Source organism: Bacillus sp. HY001, from assembly GCF_007558965.1.
Lineage (GTDB): Bacteria > Bacillota > Bacilli > Bacillales > Bacillaceae_G > Bacillus_A > Bacillus_A mobilis.
Map to the genome: position 1 here is coordinate 108239 of NZ_VLTE01000002.1, position 24335 is coordinate 132573.

At 36.5% G+C, this 24335-nt stretch carries 23 protein-coding genes and 4 tRNA genes; 1 reads left to right on the forward strand and 26 read right to left on the reverse strand.

Going from position 1 to position 24335, the window contains the following annotated elements; genetic code table 11:
• Nucleotides 1–63 precede the first annotated feature (63 nt).
• The 20 genes from FOT98_RS01025 to FOT98_RS01120 form a co-directional block, all read right to left on the reverse strand.
• Nucleotides 64–858, reverse strand: coding sequence for an MBL fold metallo-hydrolase (locus tag FOT98_RS01025; RefSeq protein ID WP_000522836.1), 795 nt, complete (start codon nt 856–858; stop codon nt 64–66).
• Entirely contained in the window at nt 842–1684 is an 843-nt protein-coding gene (locus FOT98_RS01030; protein ID WP_063262414.1) for a two-component system regulatory protein YycI, read from the reverse strand. The genes FOT98_RS01025 and FOT98_RS01030 overlap by 17 nt, the downstream gene beginning before the upstream one ends.
• A complete protein-coding gene (locus FOT98_RS01035) occupies nt 1665–2981 on the reverse strand; it encodes a YycH family regulatory protein (protein ID WP_061680120.1) in 1317 nt (438 codons plus the stop codon). Before FOT98_RS01035 ends, FOT98_RS01030 begins: the two co-directional genes overlap by 20 nt.
• On the reverse strand, nt 2978–4819 hold the full coding sequence (walK, locus tag FOT98_RS01040; RefSeq protein WP_061680121.1) for a cell wall metabolism sensor histidine kinase WalK: 1842 nt from the start codon (nt 4817–4819) through the stop codon (nt 2978–2980). The genes FOT98_RS01035 and walK overlap by 4 nt, the downstream gene beginning before the upstream one ends.
• 3 nt (nt 4820–4822) lie before the next feature.
• Nucleotides 4823–5530, reverse strand: coding sequence for a cell wall metabolism DNA-binding response regulator WalR (walR, locus tag FOT98_RS01045; protein WP_000971865.1), 708 nt, complete (start codon nt 5528–5530; stop codon nt 4823–4825).
• Nucleotides 5531–5964: 434 nt separating this feature from the next.
• A tRNA-Phe gene (locus FOT98_RS01050) sits at nt 5965–6037 on the reverse strand.
• A gap of 41 nt (nt 6038–6078) precedes the next feature.
• A tRNA-Asp gene (locus tag FOT98_RS01055) sits at nt 6079–6154 on the reverse strand.
• Between the two features lie 21 nt (nt 6155–6175).
• Nucleotides 6176–6247: transfer RNA gene (locus FOT98_RS01060), tRNA-Glu, on the reverse strand.
• A gap of 13 nt (nt 6248–6260) precedes the next feature.
• Nucleotides 6261–6336: transfer RNA gene (locus FOT98_RS01065), tRNA-Lys, on the reverse strand.
• Between the two features lie 142 nt (nt 6337–6478).
• Nucleotides 6479–7768 carry an adenylosuccinate synthase gene (locus tag FOT98_RS01070; RefSeq protein WP_000100234.1) on the reverse strand — a complete coding sequence of 430 codons (1290 nt, stop codon included), beginning with the start codon at nt 7766–7768 and terminating at the stop codon, nt 6479–6481.
• Between the two features lie 215 nt (nt 7769–7983).
• The gene (gene dnaB, locus FOT98_RS01075; RefSeq protein ID WP_061679601.1) at nt 7984–9345 is read right to left on the reverse strand and encodes a replicative DNA helicase; all 1362 of its coding nucleotides are present in this window, start codon (nt 9343–9345) and stop codon (nt 7984–7986) included.
• A 27-nt stretch (nt 9346–9372) separates the two neighbouring features.
• Nucleotides 9373–9819, reverse strand: coding sequence for a 50S ribosomal protein L9 (gene rplI, locus FOT98_RS01080; protein WP_061679600.1), 447 nt, complete (start codon nt 9817–9819; stop codon nt 9373–9375).
• Complete coding sequence (locus tag FOT98_RS01085) at nt 9816–11789, reverse strand: DHH family phosphoesterase (RefSeq protein ID WP_061679599.1); 1974 nt, start codon at nt 11787–11789, stop codon at nt 9816–9818. The genes rplI and FOT98_RS01085 overlap by 4 nt, the downstream gene beginning before the upstream one ends.
• A 78-nt stretch (nt 11790–11867) precedes the next feature.
• Nucleotides 11868–12803 carry a YybS family protein gene (locus tag FOT98_RS01090; RefSeq protein WP_063262415.1) on the reverse strand — a complete coding sequence of 312 codons (936 nt, stop codon included), beginning with the start codon at nt 12801–12803 and terminating at the stop codon, nt 11868–11870.
• Nucleotides 12804–12883: 80 nt separating this feature from the next.
• The gene (gene rpsR, locus FOT98_RS01095; RefSeq protein ID WP_000918874.1) at nt 12884–13117 is read right to left on the reverse strand and encodes a 30S ribosomal protein S18; all 234 of its coding nucleotides are present in this window, start codon (nt 13115–13117) and stop codon (nt 12884–12886) included.
• Nucleotides 13118–13161: 44 nt separating this feature from the next.
• Nucleotides 13162–13683 (reverse strand): single-stranded DNA-binding protein, encoded by a 522-nt coding sequence (gene ssb / locus FOT98_RS01100; protein ID WP_000981963.1) that lies wholly within the window; start codon nt 13681–13683, stop codon nt 13162–13164.
• A 26-nt stretch (nt 13684–13709) separates the two neighbouring features.
• On the reverse strand, nt 13710–14000 hold the full coding sequence (rpsF, locus tag FOT98_RS01105) for a 30S ribosomal protein S6 (protein WP_001233781.1): 291 nt from the start codon (nt 13998–14000) through the stop codon (nt 13710–13712).
• Nucleotides 14001–14191: 191 nt separating this feature from the next.
• On the reverse strand, nt 14192–15292 hold the full coding sequence (gene ychF / locus FOT98_RS01110; RefSeq protein WP_061679597.1) for a redox-regulated ATPase YchF: 1101 nt from the start codon (nt 15290–15292) through the stop codon (nt 14192–14194).
• A 114-nt stretch (nt 15293–15406) separates the two neighbouring features.
• Entirely contained in the window at nt 15407–15604 is a 198-nt protein-coding gene (locus FOT98_RS01115; RefSeq protein ID WP_000436051.1) for a DUF951 domain-containing protein, read from the reverse strand.
• Nucleotides 15605–15624: 20 nt separating this feature from the next.
• On the reverse strand, nt 15625–16506 hold the full coding sequence (locus tag FOT98_RS01120; RefSeq protein WP_063262416.1) for a mechanosensitive ion channel family protein: 882 nt from the start codon (nt 16504–16506) through the stop codon (nt 15625–15627).
• Between the two features lie 259 nt (nt 16507–16765).
• Here FOT98_RS01120 and yyaC point away from each other — a divergent pair, with 259 nt between their 5' ends.
• Nucleotides 16766–17362 carry a spore protease YyaC gene (gene yyaC, locus FOT98_RS01125; protein ID WP_001020739.1) on the forward strand — a complete coding sequence of 199 codons (597 nt, stop codon included), beginning with the start codon at nt 16766–16768 and terminating at the stop codon, nt 17360–17362.
• 20 nt (nt 17363–17382) lie between these two features.
• Here the strand turns inward: yyaC and spo0J are convergent, their stop codons facing one another.
• From spo0J to mnmE, 6 genes are all read right to left on the reverse strand, one after another.
• Complete coding sequence (gene spo0J, locus FOT98_RS01130; protein ID WP_080467748.1) at nt 17383–18234, reverse strand: stage 0 sporulation protein Spo0J; 852 nt, start codon at nt 18232–18234, stop codon at nt 17383–17385.
• Nucleotides 18227–18988, reverse strand: coding sequence for a sporulation initiation inhibitor protein Soj (gene soj, locus FOT98_RS01135; protein WP_000516117.1), 762 nt, complete (start codon nt 18986–18988; stop codon nt 18227–18229). The genes spo0J and soj overlap by 8 nt, the downstream gene beginning before the upstream one ends.
• Before the next feature lie 189 nt (nt 18989–19177).
• Entirely contained in the window at nt 19178–20050 is an 873-nt protein-coding gene (gene noc, locus FOT98_RS01140) for a nucleoid occlusion protein (RefSeq protein WP_000799027.1), read from the reverse strand.
• Nucleotides 20051–20155: 105 nt separating this feature from the next.
• The gene (gene rsmG, locus FOT98_RS01145) at nt 20156–20875 is read right to left on the reverse strand and encodes a 16S rRNA (guanine(527)-N(7))-methyltransferase RsmG (RefSeq protein ID WP_061679593.1); all 720 of its coding nucleotides are present in this window, start codon (nt 20873–20875) and stop codon (nt 20156–20158) included.
• 21 nt (nt 20876–20896) lie between these two features.
• Complete coding sequence (gene mnmG, locus FOT98_RS01150) at nt 20897–22786, reverse strand: tRNA uridine-5-carboxymethylaminomethyl(34) synthesis enzyme MnmG (RefSeq protein WP_063262418.1); 1890 nt, start codon at nt 22784–22786, stop codon at nt 20897–20899.
• Nucleotides 22787–22832: 46 nt separating this feature from the next.
• Nucleotides 22833–24209, reverse strand: a complete 1377-nt coding sequence (gene mnmE / locus FOT98_RS01155; RefSeq protein ID WP_000393765.1) for a tRNA uridine-5-carboxymethylaminomethyl(34) synthesis GTPase MnmE — start codon at nt 24207–24209, stop codon at nt 22833–22835.
• Nucleotides 24210–24335 lie beyond the last annotated feature (126 nt).

Genomic DNA, 24335 nt, shown 5'->3' on the forward strand with positions numbered 1-24335 from the left:
ATTTGTTCACCTATCTTCCTGAAAACAACTATATTCACCTTTATTGTTTACTAAAATGAAGAATTATACGTATTGAATTTTTGTAGGCATTTTCGGATCTGTATCATGAATTTCGAAGGCTTCTCCCACTCCAAATCCTTTTTCCTCTAATACTTGTGATACTGACATACGTGCTAGTTCTTTCATGTTATTATCTAAACTTAAATGGGCTAAATAAATATGTTTTGTCTCATCTGTAATTACATCCGCCATCGCTAATGCAGCATCTTCATTACAAACGTGCCCCACATCACTTAAAATACGTCGCTTAATACTCCATGGATAACGTCCCATACGAAGCATTTCCACGTCATGATTACTTTCAAACACGAAAGCATTCGCACCCTTAATAACACCTTTCATACGGTCACTCACGTATCCCGTATCCGTAATAAGGGCTAACTTTCTATTATTGTTATGAAAAGCATAAAACATCGGCTCTGCCGCATCATGAGAAACCCCAAATGACTCGACCTCAATATCACCGAATGTTTTCACATCCCCAACTGAGAAAATAAACTTTTGCTCAGTTGGGATATTTCCAATTAAATGTTCCATTGCATTCCATGTTTTCTCATTTGCATAAACAGGTAAATCATATTTACGTGCCAATACACCTAACCCTTTAATATGGTCACTATGTTCATGTGTTACAAGAATACCTGATACATCATTTATATTTAGTTCTGCCTGTTTAAATAAAGCCTCTGTTGCTTTACCACTTAAACCTGCATCGACAAGTAATTTTTTTTCATCTGTTCCTACATATAGCATATTCCCTGTACTTCCACTTGCAAGTACGCTAAAATGCAACCCCATTCTTTCTCACTCCAGTATGTTCATCAACCACTTGATTTTCCCTTTCCCCTAATTCCATAACTTGTCCTTCAATTGCATTTACAAAGAAGTCCTGCTTCTGCTCCGTTTTTAAATTCCACGTCGGAGCAAGTACTTGGTTATTAGAAGTAGCTGCGGTAAGGGTGGCATAACCAATTTGTGCTTCTTTTACATGTGTATTCCCATGAACTTTATTTTTTAAATACAGATTCTCTAAAGCCGTTTGAGCAGTAATAATTTCTTGCTGTTTCGTTTTTTCACTTTCGCCCATTTCTTTTAAATCAGTTAGCATCGTCTGTGTGTACGAAACAAGTTCATTTTTTTCATTTAATTCCACAACAATCATTGCCTGATCGTTATAGAAAATAGGCTTATCTTTATACTTTTGGAAGAAGTAGATTTTAGAGTCTTTCATCGCCCCATACTCATACTTTTGTCCATCCAATACATAGTTCTTCAAAAAATCACTATACTTATCTTTGGATAATGATTTTGTATTCAAAAAGGGCTCTTTTAGCTTACTTTCTATCTTGTACATATTTTGTATATGCGCTGTTTGATTTTTTAAAGACTGTACATCTTCTTCTTTAAATGCCTTGTTTTCCGCCCTAATAAATGACTCTTTTTTCGGTTCTTTAGGGAAATTACCCATAGTAATTTTGTTTGCTTTTAATTCTTGATCTATCTTTGTTTCTGCAATAAGCTCCAATTGATTACTATCTTGCTTTTGAATGAATTGAAAAATGAGAAAGAGGTCCAAAACAAAAAAGGTCACAATAAATATGGTTTTAATCCGATCCCAATCCATTTAGTCCTCCCTCACTCCACTCATATATTTTTTGTTTGCCAGCTTCATCTTCAACAAACTTTACATACCAAATTGGCTGTAGCCTAGCTACTTGCCCATCTAGTGATAATTTGTATCCAATACCAACGTCTTTAATGAATCGTTTATCTACCGCGGCATTATTTTCTAAGGATGCCATTACAACGTGACCTGATGGAAGAGTAACCTTCTGTTCTATGCCTTTCGTATTTAAAGACAACAACGGTCTTTCATATTCCATTACTTCTTCTGATCCCCATACTTGTCTCAGTTCAGCTAATCCATCTGTATTGAATACGGAGTATCCATCTTCGTGTAAACGGAATACGGTCTGTCCTTTATTCATATAGTCCAAACGATATGAATCCAAACTCCCACTGTGACCATTTACAAAATCAAAGCTTTTTTGTAAAAGCATTAAATTATCTGTCGTTTTCTCACTTGAAACAGAAGAATTTTTATACTTTAACATATGCTGATCGTTTTCAATCTCCATGGATCTAATACCATCTGTAAATGTTTCTTTTGATTTCTCAGTAATAGGGCTTAAATAACGTGGGTCACTAAAAAGGGCATTCTTAAATGTATCCACCGCTAAATTAGATGAAATATATGTTATATTACTTAATTCTGTCGTTCCATCTGGTAAAAATAGCTTTTTCATATCATTAATTTGATAGTCAAAATAAGGTTTTGCCGATACTATAAATTGATTTTGTGCATTTACAATATCTTTTAAATACACACCACTTAATTTTGCTTCATATATTCTAGAGTTATCACCATCAGAAACAAAATTAATTTTAATTTCTTGATCTCTACTTCTAGACGGATCAAGAATAATTCGATTAAAATGTTTAGGTTTATCTATACTTTTTCCTTTCATATTAAACATAGATTTAACTGCATCAAATGGGATGTTGGTAGGAAAAATAAGTTCAATTTTCCCTTCACCATGCACATAAGAAAGGAAATCAGCTTTAGCAATCGATATCTCTTTGAAATCATATAATTCCCCTGCTTCCAAAGGTTTATAGATTGATTCTATATCTCCCTCTCTTTTGCTCCCGTAATGATTTTTATCTTTATGCACGATGATAGAAGTAGGACGGACAACATCAGCGATTTTAGTTTGAGTAGTTCCTTCATTACCCTGCACAAATTTTGCGTTTTGCATAGACGTGGAATCTGGCACATACGTCCATAAGTTAAAAGTAAGAAATAGACTAATTACAACTAAATTAATTAAAACTATCGTTTTAACATTTTCCATACTCATTCCCAATCGTCCTCTTCATCCGCTGCCATTGGCAATGTGAAGTAAATAGTTGTCCCTTTTCCTTCCTCACTCTTCGCCCAAATCGAGCCACCATGTGCCTCAATCATTTCTTTCGCAATTGCTAATCCAAGTCCTGTACCACCCATTTGTCTTGAACGTGCTTTATCTACGCGATAAAAACGTTCAAAGATTTTATCGACGTTTTCTTTTGGAATACCCATTCCTTGGTCACTTACACTAATCTCTAATAATTCCCCGCGATCACGTAAGCGATATGTTACTGTTCCACCTTCTGGTGAATACTTTAATGCATTCGAAATAATGTTATACAATACTTGCGTAATTTTATCCGTATCCATATCAATAAATCGGGATTTCTTAGAGAAAGATCGTTTGAAACTTACGTTTTGCTCTTTAGACATTTCAAAACGATCAATAATGTTATTAAAGAAGTCAGTAAAGTCGACCCATTCTTTCATTAAACGATGCTCTGTACTATCGAGTTTAGAAAGTTGCAATAACGCATTTACAAGTCTAATCATTCTTTCTGTTTCTTCTTGTGTAACTGTTAAAAATTGCGGTGCAATATTCGGATCTTGCCACGCACCATCCGTAAGTGCCTCTAAGTAACTGCGCATCGTTGTTAATGGCGTTCTTAATTCATGGGAAACGTTTGCTACAAACTCACGGCGTTCCCTTTCTATACGCTCCTGCTCAGTTACGTCATATAATACGGCTATTAAACCATTTGCTTTCCCTGTCTCTTTTTGAATAACAGAGAAACTAGCACGTAAAATATATGGTTCATTTCTCGTACTAAAATCTAATAATACAGAATCAGGCTCTTCGTATAAATGATCAAGCGTAAATTCTTCTTGTATCCCTAATACTTCTAAAACAGATTGATCGAGCGCCGTTTCACGCGAAACATTTAGCATCTTTTCCGCAGGATCATTTAATAAAATAATGTCCCCTTTTCGGTCAGTAGCAATTACTCCATCTGTCATATGTGATAAAACGGATGATAATTTACGTCTTTCACTTTCCGTTGAAGAACGAGCTTGTTGTAATTTTTTTGATAAATTATTGAAAGATAATGCTAATTGTCCAATTTCATCATGGCTATGCACTTTTACTTTTCTTGAATAGTTCCCTTTTGCCATTTCAATCGCTTGTCTTCGCATATCTGAGATTGGTCTCGTAATCGTTTGAGCTAACAAAATTCCAAGTACAGCTGTTACGAGTAATGCAATAACGGTTCCAGTCGCAAAAATTTGATTAATATCCTTCATCTGTTTATAAACATCTTCCATAGATGCAACAATGTAAATAACACCAAGTGCATCTTTGCCGTTATCATCTAGAATAGGAGTAATCATAACTTGTACACGATGGCCTGTACGACCATCCTTCTCAATTTTCACTTCTGGCTTTTTCTGTACCAATACCCGCTGAACAGCTATATCAGTTGATGTTCTATTTACCTTGTTTTGCTTTGACTCATCTGAAATAGCAAGTAACTTTCTATTCGAATCAAATACTCTTACTTCTTGGATATCTTTCTTTCGATCAGAGGCAAATTTTCGAATTGAAGTTTTAATCGTTTCATCTGTTGATTCTGTTTCTGCTTTTGTATGACTTTTTTTAAACTCTTGTTTCAAGTTATACGCTAATAAGTTCGTTTGCTGCGTTAAAGAATCTCTAAAGCCCTGTACAAGACTCTTTTCTAATTCCCTTACGAAATATACCCCAATAACTTGCATAGCTATTAATATTAATAGCATATATATGAGTACAAATTTTAAATGAATAGATTGAAAAAAACCGACTTTCTTCATATACTATTCCTGCTCTGGGTCACGCAAGTAATACCCTACTCCACGTCTAGTTACAATTAAAGTAGGATGACTCGGATTATCTTCAATTTTTTCACGTAAACGACGTACTGTTACATCCACTGTACGTACATCTCCAAAATAGTCATAACCCCAAACCGTTTGCAATAAATGTTCGCGAGTCATAACTTGACCTAAATGTTTTGCTAAATAATGCAGTAGCTCAAATTCACGATGCGTAAGTTCAATATTTTCCTCACGTTTCGTTACACTATACGCATTTGGATTGATAACAATTGGTCCAATAACCATTTCCGTATTTTCTTCTTTTTCTGCAGCACCACCTTGTTGATGGCGGCGTAAATTCGCCTTCACACGAGCAAGTAATTCCCTCGTACTAAATGGCTTCGTTACATAATCATCTGCACCAAGCTCAAGCCCTAATACTTTATCAATTTCAGAATCCTTTGCTGTAAGCATAATAATCGGCATTTCTGAGCTTTTACGTATTTCACGACAAACCTCTAAGCCATCCTTACCTGGTAGCATAATATCTAATAAAACCATATCTGGCTGCTCTTCATTCGCTTTTTCAATCGCTTCATCACCGTCATGCGCCATTACAATTTCAAAACCTTCTTTTTCTAGGTTGAACTTCAAAATATCCGCAATCGGCTTTTCATCATCAACTACTAAAATTTTCTTTCCCATCATCGTCTATTTCCTCCTTATAAAGTGAAACTTTAATCAGTGGGTGTTTTCTTCATCATCCACTGATTATTAGCCCTCACTAATCGGGCTTTTACGGGAAGTTGATCCCACACCTAACTTCTTTGCTTTCGTTGAATTTTAAGGTGGGGGCTTACTGCCCGGTAAATAGCGGGTAAAAATATGGTCAATATCCCTAAACACATTGATGTCTACATAGTATGTCCCTATATGACCGCATCTTTTGCTTAAGTACTTTCTCCTCTATTCTCACAGACTCATGTATGATCCACTTTTACACGGAATCCTATACGATCTATAGAAAAACCTCTAGCTTCAACTGCTAGAGGCTCCTCATTCTATTTTAAAATAACTACTCAATTTTGTAAAATTACACAAATAAAAAGGATATTAAGTGGGCCCACTTAATATCCTGAGAGTGGCTCGGGACGGAATCGAACCGCCGACACGAGGATTTTCAGTCCTCTGCTCTACCGACTGAGCTACCGAGCCAAAACTATATATAAAACCACTAATGGTGGTATAAACAAAAGTGGCGGTCCCGACCGGGGTCGAACCGGCGATCTCCTGCGTGACAGGCAGGCATGTTAACCACTACACCACGGGACCAAAAATGAACATAAAAAAACATGACCCGTACGGGATTCGAACCCGTGTTACCGCCGTGAAAGGGCGGTGTCTTAACCACTTGACCAACGGGCCACGAAAAATAAAATGGTGAGCCATGAAGGATTCGAACCTTCGACCCTCTGATTAAAAGTCAGATGCTCTACCAACTGAGCTAATGGCTCATACTCACCAACGTCATATTTTCGTGACGACAAGATGTATCATAACATGTTTTATTTGTTTTTTGCAATACCTTTTTTTATTTTTTTTATAAAAGATAAGAAAAAACTCATGCGGACATGAGTTTTTTCTCAAAAATATCAATTAAGCTTCGTATACGTTACGAACGATATTTGTTTGGTTACGATCTGGTCCAACTGAGAACATAGATAATTGAATTCCTGTTAACTCAGAAACACGTTCTACGTATTTTCGTGCATTTTCAGGAAGCTCGTCTAATGATTTTACACCAGTAATATCTTCTGTCCAACCTGAAAGCTCTTCGTATACAGGCTCACATTTCGCTAAAATGTTTAAGTTTGCTGGAACTTCATCGATAACTTCGCCATTGTATTTGTAAGCAACACAAATTTTAAGAGTCGGAATACCTGTTAGAACGTCGATAGAATTTAATGATAGATCTGTTAAACCACTAACACGACGTGCATGTCTTACAACAACGCTATCGAACCAACCTACACGGCGTGGACGACCAGTTGTCGTTCCATACTCACGACCAACTTCACGAATTTGATGACCAATTTCATCATTAAGCTCAGTAGGGAACGGACCATCACCTACGCGGCTTGTATATGCTTTACATACACCTACAACGCGAGTAACTTTCGCAGGACCAACTCCAGTTCCAACTGTTACACCACCAGCAATCGGGTTAGACGATGTAACGAACGGGTACGTACCGTGGTCGATATCAAGCATAACACCTTGTGCACCTTCAAATAATACACGGTGATTGTTATCTAGTGCATCATTTAATACAACAGACGTATCACATACATATTGTGCGATTTGTTGTCCGTACTCGAAGTACTCTTCGAAGATTTCTTCTACACTGAAACCTTCTGTATCGTACATTTTTTCAAATAAACGATTTTTTTCTACTAAATTGCGCTCAAGCTTTTCTTTAAATGCTTCACGGTCTAAAAGATCAGCCATACGAATACCGATACGAGCAGCTTTATCCATATATGCAGGACCGATACCTTTTTTCGTTGTACCGATTTTGTTATCACCTTTACTTGCTTCTTCTAACTCATCTTGTTTTAAGTGATAAGGTAAAATAACGTGCGCACGGTTACTTACACGTAAATTATCAGTACTTACACCACGATCGTGTAAGTATTTTAACTCTTCAAGTAATGCTTTCGGATCTACTACTAAGCCATTTCCGATTACACAAATTTTCTCTTTATAGAAAATACCAGATGGAATTAAGTGTAATTTATATTTAACTCCGCCGAAAACAATTGTATGTCCCGCGTTATTTCCACCTTGATATCTTGCAACTACTTCCGCATGCTCAGAAAGAAAATCAGTGATTTTACCTTTTCCTTCGTCGCCCCATTGTGTTCCTACAACTACTACTGAAGACATTATTAAAGCACCTCCGCGATTTTCAAACGATCTATTCAAACAATATAATTGTACCAAAACCGAAAAAGAAGTCAACCAAAAAGCGAACATTTTTTTATAAAAAAACATTTTCGTTCGTAAGAATTATATTTTTACATTATGAAAGCCTTATCTTTCCTATAAAAAAAAAGAAACACATCTTATTATAAGAAATGCGTTTCTTTTTTATACTCTCTTTATGCAGGCGGCGCATGTCCATCCTCGAAGCGACGTTCTAAGTTAACGAACTTATTGAACTCTTTAACGAATGCAAGCTCTACTGAGCCTACAGGACCGTTACGCTGCTTTGCAATAATAATTTCAATCGTATTTTTATTTTCCGTTTCTCGGTCATAGTAATCTTCACGATATAAGAAGGCTACAATATCAGCATCCTGCTCAATACTTCCCGATTCACGAATATCAGACATCATCGGACGTTTATCTTGACGAGATTCTACACCACGGGATAACTGTGACAAGGCAATAACAGGCACTTGCAATTCACGCGCAATCCCTTTTAATGTACGAGAGATCTCAGATACTTCCTGCTGACGGTTTTCTCCTGATTTCCCGCTTCCTTGAATAAGCTGTAAATAGTCAATCAAAACCATCCCAAGACCTTGTTCTTGTTTTAATCTACGACATTTCGCTCGAATCTCATTTACTTTAATCCCTGGTGTATCATCAATATAGATACCAGCATTAGAAAGACTACCCATCGCCATCGTTAATTTTGCCCAATCATCAGAAGTTAATGAACCGGTACGAAGTCTTTGTGCATCAATATTTCCTTCTGCACAAAGCATACGCATAACAAGCTGATCAGAACCCATCTCCAGACTAAAAATCGCTACATTTTCATCCGTTTTCGTCGCTACGTTTTGTGCGATATTTAATGAAAATGCGGTTTTCCCTACTGACGGACGTGCCGCTACGATAATTAAATCATTTCGCTGGAAACCTGCGGTCATCTTATCTAATTCAGTAAATCCAGTTGGTATCCCAGTAACTTCACCTTTTTGATTATGCAAAAGTTCAATTTTATCGTAAGCATCTACAAGAACATCTTTAATATTTTGGAATGCTTTTGCATTCGTTTGGTGAGATACTTCTAATATTTTTTTCTCAGCCTCATTTAAAAGGCCATCCACATCATCTTCTCTCTCATACCCATCAGACACGATATGAGTCGCTGTTCGAATCAAACGACGTAAGAGCGCCTTTTCAGCGATGATTCGTGCATAATATTCTACGTTAGCAGCAGTTGGAACAACTTCTGCTAATTCTGCTAAGTAAGAAACCCCACCAACTTCTTCTAATAATCCTTGATCAGCCATTGCTGATGTCATTATTACTAAGTCAATCGGTTCTCCTTTATCAGATAACCCAAGCATGACTTCAAAAATCTTTTGATGTTTCGTTCGATAAAATGAGTCAGGTACCAATAATTCCGACGCTGCCGTTAATGCATCTTGGTCAATTAATATGGCCCCTAAAACCGCCTGCTCAGCCTCTATATTATGCGGAGGGGTACGATCAGCCATTACATCACTCATACGCAATCCTCCTTGCTTAACTTATTTTTATTGTTCACTAACATGAACTTTTACTGTTGCTGTTACTTGCGGATGCAATTTCACAGTAACGTTTGTATAGCCTAATGCACGGATCGCATCATCCATTTCAAATTTACGCTTATCAAGTTTAATTTTATGTGATTTTTGCATTGCATCTACGATTTGTTTACTTGTGATTGAACCGAATAGACGGCCACCTTCTCCAGATTTAGCCTTTACTTCCACAGTTAGTTTCTCTAACGTTTCTTTTAACTCTTTTGCACTTTCAAGCTCTGCCTCTGCATCTTTTTCTTCTTTGCGTTTTTGAGCTTCTAAAGTTTTCATACTGCTATTTGTCGCCTCAGCAGCTAATCCTTGTTTTAGTAAGAAGTTATTTGCATAGCCATCTGGTACGTTTTTTACTTCTCCTTTTTTCCCTTTACCTTTTACGTCTTTTAGAAAAATTACTTTCATGATTGTGTGCCTCCCTGTAAATAGTCATCAATAACAAATCGAAGCTTCTCCTCAGCTTCATCTACTGTAACATTTTTCATTTGTGTGGCTGCATTCGTTAAATGCCCACCACCGCCTAAATTCTCCATAATTAGCTGCACATTCACTTCACCTAAAGACCTGCCGCTAATTCCAATGAAATTCTCGCCACGTTTTGCAATAACAAATGATGCAATAATTCCTGTCATTGTTAATAATGTGTCCGCCGATTGCGCAATAAGCACTTGATCGTAGTAATCATCACTATCCACTTTTGCAATCGCAATTCCATTTGTATAAATGTACGCATTTTTAATAGCTTTTGCAACCCGTAGGTACTGATCCATATCTTCTTTTAAAAGCTCTTGTACAAGTACAGTATCTGCACCATGTGAGCGTAAATAAGAAGCCGCATCAAACGTACGAGCACCCGTCCGGAATGTAAAGCTTTTCGTATCAACAATAATACCCGCTAACAATGCCGTCGCTTCTAACATTGTCATTTTTAAATTTTTCGGTTGGTATTCAAGTAATTCTGTAACAAGTTCTGCCGTGGAAGAAGCATATGGCTCCATGTAAACAAGCAATGGATCTTCAATAAAATCTTCTCCTCGGCGATGATGGTCAATAACAACTACATTTTCAATTTTGTGTAACAGCTTTTCTTCCATCACCATTGAAGGTTTATGCGTATCAACAACAACAAGTAACGAATCATCATTTGCAAATTCCATCGCTTGTTCTGGTGTAATAAAGTGAGACCATAACTCTTCGTTTTGTTTCACTTTATCCATTAAACGCTTAATTCCCTTATCAGAATCATTTTCATCTAGCACGATATATCCTTTGCGCTCATTTAATTGCGCTACCTTTAAAATACCAATCGCAGCACCGATTGCGTCCATATCAGGAGCTCTATGCCCCATTATAATGACATTGCTACTTTCTAATACTAAATCCTTTAATGCATGCGAAATAACTCTAGCACGTACACGAGTACGTTTTTCAACCGGATTTGTCTTACCACCATAAAACTTAACTTTACCTGTCGCTTGTTTAATTGCAACTTGATCTCCACCACGGCCAAGCGCAAGGTCTAAGCCGGACTGAGCCATTGCCCCAAGCTCTGATAAAGGTAAATCACCTGATCCAACACCTACGCTTAAGGTAAGTGGTATATTCCTTTTAGATGTTTCTTCACGCACTTGATCTAAAATGCTAAATTTCCCTTTCTCCATTTGTGCTAAAATACTTTCATTTAGTACAACGAAGAATCTTTCTGAAGATGCACGTTTTAAATATGCCCCATACTTAACGGCCCATTCATTTAGTCGTGACGTTACAAGACTTGTTATATTCGTACGTAATTGATCATCTAATCCTTGTGTAACTTCATCATAATTATCTAAATAAATGACAGCTAAAACAGTGCGTTGATCCTCGTACATCTTTTCAATCTCAGTTTGTTCTGTTACATCAAAGAAATAGATTAACTTCTCTTCTTTCCTTACAAAAACGCGAAACTTTCGATTATTTAAAGAGACTATATCATCGGAAGTTTCTCCTTTAATAAAAAGAAGTAACGTTTCTGATACATCATAAAGGTGCCATCCAGCTAATGCATGCTGCCCTAGGCATGAAGATAAATAAGGATTCGCCCAATCAATCCCATAATCCTTATTGTATAACAAAATACCAATCGGCATTTGGTTAAATGCCTCATTACTCACTTTCTTTACCCTTGTAATCATCTCTGTCGTATGTTTTTCAAAGTTCTTTTGAAAGGTAAGTTCAAATCGTACAACAACAAAAAGTACAATACAAAAGATAAAAAAGGCAGCTATCCCCATCATTAAATGAAAATAACAGAGGATTGAAATGAGAACAAACACGAAAAATGCCAATACGTAAACAGGATATAAAAACCACTGTTTCTTATAAAATTCAGGCATGTATACAACTCCTATAAAGTAAAACTAACTCACCTTCCAGTTAGTTAAACAGATTAAAATAGTATAAGGAATATTACTTTATCCTCCTATTTTAGAACGCAATGAAATCCCTAAATCAATTATACCTAAGATTGTCACAAGAGGAAACAGCATTGGAATAAACATGCAGGCAATAAAACTAATAATAGGAACCCCTTTCGTAAAACCTTTGCTATGCGCTATAAAGGTGATAAATGTCAGACCTTGCAGTACTAGTAGTAAAGCAAATATGACATATAGGTTAGAAAATACCATATGTAAATATGATGTCGGTTCTACTTTTATAAAGGTTGATAGCAGAATAAATATAACGTAATACCAAACAATACTCTTTGGTAATTGTATATCTTTAAATTTAGGCCAGGGCATAACGTCATGCTTTAGTTTTCTCAAAACACTACCCGATATCATGACTGTAATCCAAGAAAAACATACCGAGACCATTACAAGTAAACTTGGGAATAAAGTTTGTAACACATCATTAAATTGTGTAAATAACTCTTTTTGCTCTTCACTAATAGGCATACCCGCAGCATTAACTATCTTTTCACTTTGCGCCATACTTTCATTAAACATATTTTGCATTTGCTTCATTAAATCTATGTTAAAAAACTTTATACTCGCAACATAAATGAGCATAATACCAATTAAGTACGCAAGCGTCCCCGCCATCAAAATTTCTACCGGCTTTTTTCGTTTTTTATACATATATCCTAAAACGATACCTATCAATCCAAACATAGTTGTCTTTACTAGGTTCATCGGTTGACTGACAATAACAGTAATAAAAAGTGCCGCCGTAAAAATTACAAAGGCGTTAGATAATCTATATCTTATCGTTAGTAATATAAATGGCAATGGCAACGCAAACGTTACAACTGTACCCAAAATCGGAACATACATAGATATAAGCAATAACATTGCATATATTGCTAACAGTGCTGCACCCTCAGTAATAAATTTCGTATTCTTCATCATCTAACCTCTCTTTCAAAAAAGAAAAGCATAGCAAAATGCACAGTAGAGTCCGACTCTACTGTGCATTTCATACGCTATTATTCACCAACATATGGTAAAAGTGCCATTTGACGAGCACGTTTAATTGCAACTGTAAGTTTGCGTTGGTATTTTGCGCTTGTTCCTGTTACACGACGAGGTAAAATTTTACCACGCTCAGAAACGAAACGTTTTAATAAATCAACATCTTTATAGTCAATGCGAGTGATGCCGTTAGATGTGAAGAAACACACCTTACGACGTTTCGCACGTCCACCTTTGCGTCCTGCCATGTCTATTCCCTCCATTCTTTGTTAAAACTAACTAATTTACTGTATTAGAACGGTAAATCGTCGTCGGAAATGTCGATCGGTTGACCTACATTTGAAAATGGATCGTCATTCTTCGTAAATCCAGAGTTCCCTTGGTTACCTTGGTTACCTGAATTACTAGATTGACCAAATGGGTTAGAGCTTTGGTTACCGAAACCAGCTCCTGATGGTTGCTGATTAAATGAACCACGTTGCTCCCCACCGCCATTACGCGGCTCTAAAAATTGTACGCTTTCCGCAAGAACTTCTGTTACATATACACGTTTACCATCTTGTCCATCGTAATTACGAGTTTGAAGACGTCCATCTACGCCTGCTAAGCTACCTTTTTTCAAATAATTTGCTACGTTTTCTGCTTGTTTACGCCATATTACACAATTAATAAAGTCAGCTTCACGCTCACCTTGTTGATTCGCAAATGCGCGATTCACAGCTAACGTAAAAGTAGCTACTGCAACACCATTGGGCGTGTAACGTAAGTCAGGGTCCTTAGTTAAACGACCAACGAGGATAACACGATTCATCAATCGAACCACTCTCCCTTATATATCAATTATTTTTCTTCTTCTTTAACAACGATATGACGAAGGATGTCTTCGTTGATCTTAGCTAAACGGTCGAATTCATTAATCGCTTCTGCGTTAGAGTTCACGTTTAAGATCATGTAGAAACCTTCACGTAAGTCGTTGATTTCGTAAGCTAAACGACGCTTACCCCACTCTTTCGTGTTAATGATTTCTGCACCATTGTTTGTTAAAACACCTGCGAAACGTTCAACTAAAGCTTTTTGAGCTTCTTCTTCAACGCCAGGACGAATGATGTACATAATTTCGTACTTTCTCATTACACTTTCACCTCCTTTTGGTCTAAACGGCCCATAATGGGCAAGGAGCAATTAATTTATAGTAATTACTCACGAGTTTAGATTATATCATAGTAAGTTAGATGAATCAACTCACCCATGCATAAAAAACTTGGCAAACACATAATATATTTGCCAAGCTCATATCTTTATTTTTCCTAGGAAATATTAAATTAAACGTTGAAACGGAAGTGCATAACGTCTCCGTCTTTTACGATATACTCTTTTCCTTCTAAACGAACTTTACCAGCTTCTTTTGCAGCTGTCATAGAACCGTTTGTCATTAAGTCTTCGTAAGAAACTGTTTCCGCACGAATAAATCCACGCTCAAAGTCTGTATGAATTACGCCCGCACATTGTGGTGCTTTCATACCTTGTTTGAACGTCCATGCACGTACTTCTTGTACACCTGCTGTGAAGTAAGTAGCAAGTCCTAATAAATCATATGCAGCACGAATTAATTGATCTAAACCAGATTCTTCAATGCCTAGTTCTTCAAGGAATACTTTTTTCTCTTCCTCGTCTAGCTCAGCGATTTCTTCTTCGATTTTTGCACATACAACGATTACTTGAGCATTTTCATTTGCAGCAAATTCTTTTACCATTTGTACGTATTTGTTTGCAGAAGGATCGATAATATCGTCCTCACTTACGTTTGCTACATATAACATTTCTTTCGTTGTAAGTAAATGAAGGCCTTTAACAATCTTCATTTGCTCTTCTGTGAATTCAACAGTACGAGCTGGTTTGCCCTCTTCAAAAGCTTCTTTTAAGCGAACTAAAATTTCATGCTCATATACTGCTTCTTTATCTTTTTGTCTTGCTAATTTCGCAACACGTTCGATACGTTTATCAACAGATTCTAAATCCGCTAAGATTAGCTCTAAGTTGATTGTTTCAATATCATCGATTGGATCTACTTTCCCTGAAACGTGTGTAATATTTTCGTCTTCAAAACAACGAACAACTTGGCAAATTGCATCTACTTGGCGAATGTGAGATAAGAATTTATTTCCTAAACCTTCACCTTTACTAGCACCTTTTACGATACCTGCAATATCAGTAAACTCAAATACAGTCGGAACAGTTTTTTTCGGTTCTACTAATTCCGTTAATTTATTTAAACGCTCATCTGGTACTTCTACAATCCCTACGTTTGGATCAATTGTACAGAATGGATAGTTTGCAGATTCTGCTCCTGCTTGTGTAATTGCATTAAATAAAGTTGACTTCCCTACGTTAGGTAATCCAACAATCCCAGCCGTTAATCCCATATTTTTCACTCCTATGTCTCAATCTTTCATCATTATAGATAGTAACGAAAAAAATGACAAGTTTCCTCCAAACGAAAAAAGTAACAGCCGCCCATTGCAACTGTTACTTTCTCTCTATTCTTCGTGCTTCACAAGTATTTTTTTCACCTTACGATCAAATTCTCTTCGAGGAATCATTACTGAATGGTCACATCCCTCGCACTTAATGCGGATATCCATTCCCATACGAATAATCTTCCAGCGATTCTCACCACATGGGTGGGCTTTCTTCATTTCCACAACATCGTACAAGTTATACTGCTTTTGCTCCATTCTCCAAACCCCTCTCCATACTAAATTGCTTTTCCACTCACCAATTCTTCACGATTATATAGAACCATACGTGGATATGGAATTTCAATTCCATGTAAATCTAGACGATTTTTAATTTCTTTACGAAGGGCTCTTGCAACAACCGCATGTTGCATCGGCTCTACTTCCGCAATAACACGTAATATAACTTCTGATGCAGCTAATGTTTGCACACCTAATAACTGAGGCCTTGCTACCATTTGCGTATACTGTGCAGGTAATTCTTCTAATAACTCTTCAATGACTTGCTCCGCTTTCGCTATATCAGCCTCATACGAAATCGATACATCAACAAATGCTACACTATTACTAACTGAATAGTTTGTAACCTGAATGATACTTCCGTTTGGTAAAGTATGAATTTCACCTGTCCAACTCTTTACTTTTGTTGTACGAAGTCCAATTTCTAGAACGACACCTTCAAACTGACCAATTTTCACATAGTCACCTACTGAAAATTGATCTTCTAGCAAGATAAATAACCCCGTAATAACATCTTTCACTAAACTTTGAGCACCAAATCCGACCGCTAAACCAATTACCCCAGCACCCGCTAATAGACCAGATGCATTAATATTAAACACACCCAAAATTGCAATTAACATAATGAACATAACGACGTATGCCACAATATTTTCAAGTAACTTCGCTACTGTAACTGTACGACGTTCTGAAATTTGAATTGGCGAACGGCTTCCCATACGAAACGCATTTCGCACAATTGCACGCGCAACTCGTACAACAATCGCACCAATTATTAAAATAATACATATTTTCAATGTCGCTGTTCCAATATCAGCCCAACGATCAGCATTTAATAAATACTGTTTCGTGGCATTAAACCACTTTGTTAATAAATCCATGTACCTCTACCTCTCCAGCCAAAATTTCTTTTTAGTTATCCTTCTTATTGTATCAGAAGTCTCCTAATTGCTGAAAAAATTTTATAACTTTAATTGCATTTGTTAACTTCCATACAGGTATAAAATGGAACGGATATATATATACTAGTACTATTATTTCCGTTTTCACTCAAGTTTTACAAGAAGTACGCACTTATAGTTTTCCATTTTACTCACCATATAACATATTTTGAAAATTTATTAAAAGGATGGATGCTTCATGAATATTGGAAGTTTTCGCTTACCCTTTTTCGAAAAAGAAACTCAAAATGTTATGCACCAAGACGTAGAAGCCTCCGAGACAATTAGTAACTTCCTACTTTCCCATATCCCTATAAAAACCAATATACCAATTATTCTCGTTTGTATTGGAACAGATCGTTCTACAGGCGATGCACTCGGTCCGTTAGTCGGTACGAAACTAGAACAAGTAGGAATTAAAAACTTCCAAGTGTTTGGCACACTAGATGAGCCAGTACATGCGCTAAATTTAGAAGAAAGAATTCAGAATATACAGAAAGATAATCCTACTTCGTTTATAATTGCGGTTGATGCCTGTTTAGGAAAGTCTCAAAGTATCGGTTCCATCACTACCGGAATGGGGCCTAGTAAACCTGGCGCTGCGATGAACAAAAAGTTACCTGCAGTTGGTGATTTACATATTCATGGCATCGTAAATTTAAATGGTTTTATGGAGTTTTTCGTCCTTCAGAATACACGATTAAGTTTAGTCATGAAAATGGCTGATGTAATTGCACAAAGTATAAAAGAAACAGACCAAAAATTATCTGTATTAAAAAAAGCAAACCATCTATAAATAATAAGATGGTTTGCTTTTTAGTTTTTCCGTGCTAATAATTCTAAAATACGATTTAAATCTTCTTTATTAAAAAATTCAATTTCGATTTTACCTTTTTCTTTTTTCGTTTCTTTAATCTTCACATCTGTACCAAACTTTTCTCTTAAGAACGTTTCGCGCTCTACAAAAAATATATTTCTCTCTTTTTTCACTTGTTTTGTTTCACGTGAAACGCGTTGATTAATCTCCTGAACAATTTTCTCTAATTGACGAACATTTAATCCTTCTTTTTCAATTCGTTTTAATAAAGATTTTAATTGTTCTTCATCTTTTATCGTAAGCAAAGTTCTCCCATGAGCCATTGAAAGTTGGCCATTTGCAATCATATCTTGCACAAAAGAAGGGAGGCTTAATAACCGTGTATAGTTTGCAATGTAAGGTCTGCTCTTACCAAGACGTTTTGCTAATTGTTCTTGCGTTATACTTAGCTCATTCATTAACATTTGATATGCCATTGCTTCTTCCATTGGATTTAAATCTTCTCGTTGTAAGTTTTCAAGCAATGCAAACTCCATCATTTGCTGCTCATTTAATTGTCTTACAACAGCAGGTACCTTTTCGAGCCCCGCCTCTTTGGCAGCACGATATCTTCTTTCGCCTGCAACGATTTCATATCCTTTAATACTCTTCCTAGCAATTAATGGCTGCAGTATGCCATGCTCTTTAATAGAAGCCGCTAATTCTTGAATCGCCTCTTTATTAAAGTGTTTACGTGGTTGATATGGATTCGGTCTTAATTCAGTTATCGCAATCTCCTGAATTGTCTCTTCTTCTTTCACATCTAAATCAGGAAAAAACACATTGATTCCTCTTCCTAATCCTTTAGCCACCTGCAATCACTTCCTCTGCTAAATCTATATATACTTCTGCCCCTCTTGATTTAGCGTCATACTGCATAATTGGTTTCCCATGACTTGGTGCTTCACTTAAACGAACATTACGAGGAATAATCGAACGGTATACTTTATCTCTAAAGTATTTTTTCACTTCATCTATAACCTGAATCCCTAAATTCGTACGGGCATCCAACATTGTTAGCAATACACCTTGAATTGCTAGATTTTTATTTAAGTGCTTTTGCACAAGTCGAACTGTATTTAATAGCTGACTCAATCCTTCTAGTGCGTAATACTCGCATTGAACAGGAATAATAACAGAATCTGCTGCGGTTAATGCATTAATCGTTAATAACCCTAAGGACGGGGGACAGTCGATAATAATATAGTCATATTCATCACGAACTGGCTGTAATGCCCTTTGTAAACGTACTTCCCGGGAAATAGTCGGTACCAATTCAATTTCTGCACCTGCCAATTGAATTGTAGCGGGTAGAACATCTAAGTTTTCAGTTGCAGTTTTACGTATAACCCCTTGAACATCTGCATCTTCCACAAGAACATTGTAAATACATTGATCTAATTCGGATTTTTCAATTCCCACACCAGTTGTTGCATTTCCTTGAGCATCAATATCTACAAGAAGGACCTTTTTACCTACTTGTGCCAATCCAGCCCCTAAATTAACAGATGTGGTTGTTTTCCCAACGCCACCTTTTTGATTGGCAATAGCAATGATTTTTCCCATGATGTCACCTACTTTCAACCTTTCTATCTTATTCTAGTAACAATTACGTTTATTGTAACATGAAATAAAAGTTTTTCTTTTACGTCCTTATTAAACTTCAAAATTTATTTGTAAACTCCTTCTTCATCTAACAAGAAAATATAGTAAAAGAGACCTATCCAATAGGATAAGGTCTCTAACACGCCATTATTATTTTTTCTTCGGAATTTGAATTGTAATTTGATAGTACTCATCAAATTCTTCTTCCTCAGAATTAACATTTAAACCACTGTCAGCAACCATTTGTAATGACTGCCTAATTGTATTCATGGCAATTCTCGTATCTCGACTTACTGCTTTTTGCTTTGCCTTACGCTTCGGTTTTGCTTCCTCTAGTAATTTCGCAATTCGTTCCTCTGTTTGCTTTACATTCAGCTGTTTCTCCACAATTTCCTGTAAAACCTTCAGTTGTAATTCCTCATTCTTTAAAGGAATGAGCGCGCGGGCATGTCTTTCTGTAATGCTTTTTTCTAATAACGCACTTTTTATTTCTTCAGGCAACTTTAACAATCGCAACTTATTTGCGATTGTGGATTGTCCTTTTCCAAGTCGTTGTGCCAATGCTTCTTGTGTTAAATTATGTAACTCAATTAGCTTTTGATATGCCACAGCTTCCTCGATTGCTGTTAGTTCCTCACGTTGCAAGTTTTCAATTAGAGCTACAGAAGCTGTCTCTGTATCATTTAAGTTCTTTATAATTGCAGGAACCTTTTCCCACCCTAACTTTGTTGCCGCACGGAAACGTCTTTCCCCAGCAATAATTTCATACTTATCATCCTCATATTGCCTCACAACAATTGGCTGGATAAGTCCATGTGTACGAATCGTTAATGCTAGCTCCTCAATACGCGCATCATCAAAAACTGTTCGTGGTTGATAACGGTTAGGGGTAATATTTACTATCGGAATTTCTTGTATTTCTTCATATACCTTTTTATCTATTTCTTCATGGCTTTCGTCTTGTAATTCGAATTCGCTCTCTTTATCTCCAAAGCCAAATAAACGAGAAAACGTATTTTTCATACATATTCCACCACCTTTTAGGCCTATTGACTATTCTCCATAAAATGTTTCCTATGAAACATTTACGTTTTCATTTATATAATTTAATCTTACGTCTAATAAGATTTATTTTTCAATAGGTAATTTATTGGGTGTTCCCGGTTTGCGTGGATATTTCTTTGGTGTCTTGCGCTTTTTCTCGATTAATAAAATATTACGTTCACTTTCTTCAAACGGTAATTGGAACGTAGACATTTCTTTTAGATCCCCGCCTAGCACCTCTAAAGCATACTTGCCATTTTCAATTTCTTCGTTTGCTGCAGCACCTTTCATTGCAATGAATGTTCCTCCAACTTTTACAAGTGGTAAACATAGCTCACTTAATACTGAAAGACGCGCAACTGCACGTGCCATTACAATATCGTACGATTCACGTACACTTTCCTTTTTCCCAAATGTTTCAGCACGATCATGACAAAACGCAACGTCACTTAATTCCAACTTTTGTGCTAAATGATTTAAGAAATTAATGCGTTTTTGCAATGAGTCTACAATTGTCACTTTTAAGTGCGGGAAACAAATTTTTAAAGGAATACTTGGGAATCCAGCTCCTGCGCCAACATCACAAATTGAGAATGGTTTTGAAAAATCATAATAAAAAGCAGCTGTAATAGAATCAAAAAAGTGTTTTAAATATACTTCTTCTTTCTCCGTAATAGCCGTTAAATTCATTTTTTCATTCCACTCTACTAATGTTTCGAAGTAGATTTCGAACTGCTCTAACTGTCTAGAAGAGAGGGTGATACCCTTCTCTTCTAGCATAGATTGAAATTGTTCTATGTTCATCTAGCAATATCTCCTTACTATTTATTGGTTCGATACTCGCGCAATTTTTCCTTGTTCAATATAAACAAGTAAAATGGAAACATCCGCTGGGTTTACGCCAGAAATACGTGAAGCCTGCCCCATTGAAAGTGGACGAACATCTTTCAATTTCTGTCTAGCTTCTGAGGCAATGCTAGAAATCGCATCATAATCAATATCCACAGGGATTTTTTTGTTTTCCATTTTCTTCATACGCTCTACTTGCTGTAAAGACTTTTCAATATATCCTTCGTACTTAATCTGAATTTCAACTTGTTCTGTCACTTCATCACTTAATTCTACTTCACTTGGTACTAAAAGATGAATGTGCTCATATGTCATCTCTGGACGACGTAATAAGTCACTTGCACGTATTCCATCTTTCAGTTCACTTCCGCCAATGCTACGAATTAATTCTTGAACTTCAGGACGTGGCTTAATAATGATGCTGCTTAAACGTTCCTTTTCCTGTTCAATTTGTAATTTTTTATTTGTAAATCGCTCATAGCGCTCTTCTTTAATTAGTCCAATTTCACGACCAACTTCAGTTAAACGAAGATCAGCATTATCATGGCGTAATAATAGACGATATTCCGCACGAGATGTTAATAAACGATATGGTTCATTTGTACCTTTCGTTACAAGATCATCAATTAAGACACCAATATAAGCATCCTCGCGACCTAAAATAACTTCTTTTTTGCCTAAAGAACGACATGCTGCGTTAATTCCAGCCATAAGCCCTTGTCCTGCTGCCTCTTCATAACCAGAAGTTCCGTTAATCTGTCCTGCTGTATATAAATTTTTAATTTTTTTCGTTTCAAGTGTTGGCCATAGTTGTGTTGGCACAATCGCATCATATTCAATCGCATAACCTGTACGCATCATTTCAACGTTTTCTAGACCAGGGATTGTTCTAAGCATATCACGCTGTACATCTTCTGGTAAGCTTGTGGATAAACCTTGTACATACACTTCTTGTGTATTACGTCCCTCTGGCTCTAAGAAAATTTGATGACGTGGTTTATCATTAAACCTTACTACTTTGTCTTCAATTGAAGGGCAGTATCTAGGTCCTGTTCCCTTAATCATACCAGAATACATAGCTGAGCGATGTAGGTTTTCATCTATTAAACGATGTGTTTCCGTACTTGTATACGTCAACCAACATGGAATTTGATCCATAATAAATTTTGTCGTTTCAAAAGAGAAAGATCGTGGTTTATCATCACCTGGTTGAATTTCTGTTTTACTGTAATCAATTGTATTACTATTTACACGCGGAGGTGTACCTGTTTTAAATCTAACTAGATCAAATCCAAGCTCCTCTAAATGTTCAGACAAAGTAATAGATGGTTGTTGATTATTTGGACCGCTCGAATATTTTAAATCCCCCATAATAATCTCACCACGTAAAAATGTTCCAGTCGTAATTACTACTGTCTTTGCTGTATATTCAGCACCAGATTGCGTAATTACCCCTTTACATTCGCCATCTTCAACAATTAAACGCTCTACCATTCCTTGGAACAACGTTAGATTTGGTGTTTCTTCAATTGTTTTCTTTAATTCATGCTGGTAAGAGAACTTATCTGCTTGTGCTCGAAGTGCGCGCACAGCTGGTCCTTTACCTGTATTTAACATACGCATTTGAATATGTGTTTTATCAATGTTGCGTCCCATTTCTCCGCCTAATGCATCAATTTCACGAACAACAATCCCTTTTGCTGGTCCACCAACAGAAGGGTTACATGGCATAAACGCTACCATATCTAAATTAATTGTTAACATTAATGTGTTGGAGCCCATTCGTGCTGCCGCAAGACCAGCTTCACATCCTGCATGACCTGCACCGATTACTATGACATCGTATGAACCGGCATTGTATCCCATTGTTTATTCCTCCTAATAATCTCTATCTTTCTAAAACATCACTATGTTATTTTCCTAAACAAAATTGAGAGAACAGCTGGTCAATTAGGCTTTCATGGACCGTATCACCAGTAATTTCACCAAGTATTTCCCACGTTCTTGTTAAATCAATTTGCACCATATCAATTGGAACACCATTTTCTATCGCCTCAATCGCATCTCCAATTGTTTTTCCTGCTTGTGTTAATAATCCAATATGTCTTGCATTAGAAACATATGTCACATCTGCAGAATCGATTGCTCCTTCAAAGAATAAATCAGCTATTGCCTTTTCAAGCTCATCTATTCCTTGTTCCTCAATTAACGATGTTGTAATAACACGATTTCCCGCTGCCAATTCTGTAACGCGTTCCATATCAATTGTTTGCGGTAAATCAGTCTTATTTACAATAACAATGAAATCTTTTCCTTGTACGGCACGGAATAGATCTTCATCCTCATTCGTTAAAGCCTCGCTATAATTAACGACAACTAAAACTAAATCAGCTTGGCTCATCATTTCTTTTGAACGCTCTACACCGATTCTTTCAACAACATCTTCTGTTTCACGAATTCCGGCTGTATCTATAAGTTTAAGTGGTACACCACGCACATTAACGTACTCTTCAATAACATCACGAGTTGTTCCTGCAATATCAGTTACAATTGCCTTTTTCTCCTGAACGAGACTATTTAATAGCGATGACTTCCCAACGTTAGGTCTACCGATGATTGCAGTAGCAATACCTTCACGTAAAATTTTTCCTTGCTTCGATGTTTCTAATATTTTTGCAATTTCGGCACGAACATGTGTAGCTTTCTCAATTAAAATATTATGTGTCATTTCTTCCACATCATCATATTCCGGGTAATCTATGTTTACCTCAACATGAGCTAACGTTTCTAATATGTCCTGACGCAGACGGCCGATCAATTTAGATAATCGTCCTTCCATTTGATTAATTGCTACGTTCATTGCACGATCTGTTTTTGCACGGATTAAGTCCATAACAGCTTCTGCTTGTGATAAATCAATACGGCCATTTAAAAAAGCACGTTTCGTAAATTCACCAGGCTCCGCTAATCGTACTCCTTGCGCTAAAATAAGCTGCAACACTTTGTTTACCGAAACAAGTCCACCGTGACAGTTAATTTCTACTATATTTTCACGTGTAAAAGTCCTTGGCGCACGCAGAATAGACACCATCACTTCTTCAATAACCTGATTTGTATCTAAATCAACAATATGACCATAATGAATTGTGTGAGAAGGAACCTCTGTTAAATCCTTCCCTTTAAAAATACGATTAACTTTTTCAACCGCATCATCCCCACTTACTCGAACAATGGCAATTGCACCCTCTCCAAGCGCTGTGGAAATCGCAGCAATTGTATCAAATTCCATGTCCTTTCACCTCACTTGCTTATTTATCTCTATTTCAACATGATTATTTTCTTCACTAAATTATTAGAATACCATAACGAACCTATCTACAAAAGAATAATAACTCATTTTATTATGTCCTCATGT

Excerpts from the sequence above, each read along its gene's own strand:
- FOT98_RS01035 (WP_061680120.1), bottom strand. The coding sequence starts at position 2,981 with ATGAGTATGGAAAATGTTAAAACGATAGTTTTAATTAATTTAGTTGTA.
- yyaC (WP_001020739.1), top strand. The coding sequence starts at position 16,766 with ATGAATATTGGAAGTTTTCGCTTACCCTTTTTCGAAAAAGAAACTCAA.
- mnmE (WP_000393765.1), bottom strand. The coding sequence starts at position 24,209 with ATGGAATTTGATACAATTGCTGCGATTTCCACAGCGCTTGGAGAGGGT.
- rpsR (WP_000918874.1), bottom strand. The coding sequence starts at position 13,117 with ATGGCAGGACGCAAAGGTGGACGTGCGAAACGTCGTAAGGTGTGTTTC.
- ychF (WP_061679597.1), bottom strand. The coding sequence starts at position 15,292 with ATGGGATTAACGGCTGGGATTGTTGGATTACCTAACGTAGGGAAGTCA.
- FOT98_RS01070 (WP_000100234.1), bottom strand. The coding sequence starts at position 7,768 with ATGTCTTCAGTAGTAGTTGTAGGAACACAATGGGGCGACGAAGGAAAA.
- FOT98_RS01085 (WP_061679599.1), bottom strand. The coding sequence starts at position 11,789 with ATGCCTGAATTTTATAAGAAACAGTGGTTTTTATATCCTGTTTACGTA.
- dnaB (WP_061679601.1), bottom strand. The coding sequence starts at position 9,345 with ATGAGTGATGTAATGGCTGATCGTACCCCTCCGCATAATATAGAGGCT.
- rsmG (WP_061679593.1), bottom strand. The coding sequence starts at position 20,875 with ATGAACATAGAACAATTTCAATCTATGCTAGAAGAGAAGGGTATCACC.
- soj (WP_000516117.1), bottom strand. The coding sequence starts at position 18,988 with ATGGGAAAAATCATTGCTATTGCCAATCAAAAAGGTGGCGTTGGGAAA.
- rpsF (WP_001233781.1), bottom strand. The coding sequence starts at position 14,000 with ATGAGAAAGTACGAAATTATGTACATCATTCGTCCTGGCGTTGAAGAA.
- FOT98_RS01120 (WP_063262416.1), bottom strand. The coding sequence starts at position 16,506 with ATGGATTTATTAACAAAGTGGTTTAATGCCACGAAACAGTATTTATTA.
- FOT98_RS01030 (WP_063262414.1), bottom strand. The coding sequence starts at position 1,684 with ATGGATTGGGATCGGATTAAAACCATATTTATTGTGACCTTTTTTGTT.
- FOT98_RS01025 (WP_000522836.1), bottom strand. The coding sequence starts at position 858 with ATGGGGTTGCATTTTAGCGTACTTGCAAGTGGAAGTACAGGGAATATG.
- noc (WP_000799027.1), bottom strand. The coding sequence starts at position 20,050 with ATGAAAAATACGTTTTCTCGTTTATTTGGCTTTGGAGATAAAGAGAGC.
- FOT98_RS01115 (WP_000436051.1), bottom strand. The coding sequence starts at position 15,604 with ATGGAGCAAAAGCAGTATAACTTGTACGATGTTGTGGAAATGAAGAAA.
- walK (WP_061680121.1), bottom strand. The coding sequence starts at position 4,819 with ATGAAGAAAGTCGGTTTTTTTCAATCTATTCATTTAAAATTTGTACTC.
- FOT98_RS01090 (WP_063262415.1), bottom strand. The coding sequence starts at position 12,803 with ATGAAGAATACGAAATTTATTACTGAGGGTGCAGCACTGTTAGCAATA.
- walR (WP_000971865.1), bottom strand. The coding sequence starts at position 5,530 with ATGATGGGAAAGAAAATTTTAGTAGTTGATGATGAAAAGCCGATTGCG.
- rplI (WP_061679600.1), bottom strand. The coding sequence starts at position 9,819 with ATGAAAGTAATTTTTCTAAAAGACGTAAAAGGTAAAGGGAAAAAAGGA.
- mnmG (WP_063262418.1), bottom strand. The coding sequence starts at position 22,786 with ATGGGATACAATGCCGGTTCATACGATGTCATAGTAATCGGTGCAGGT.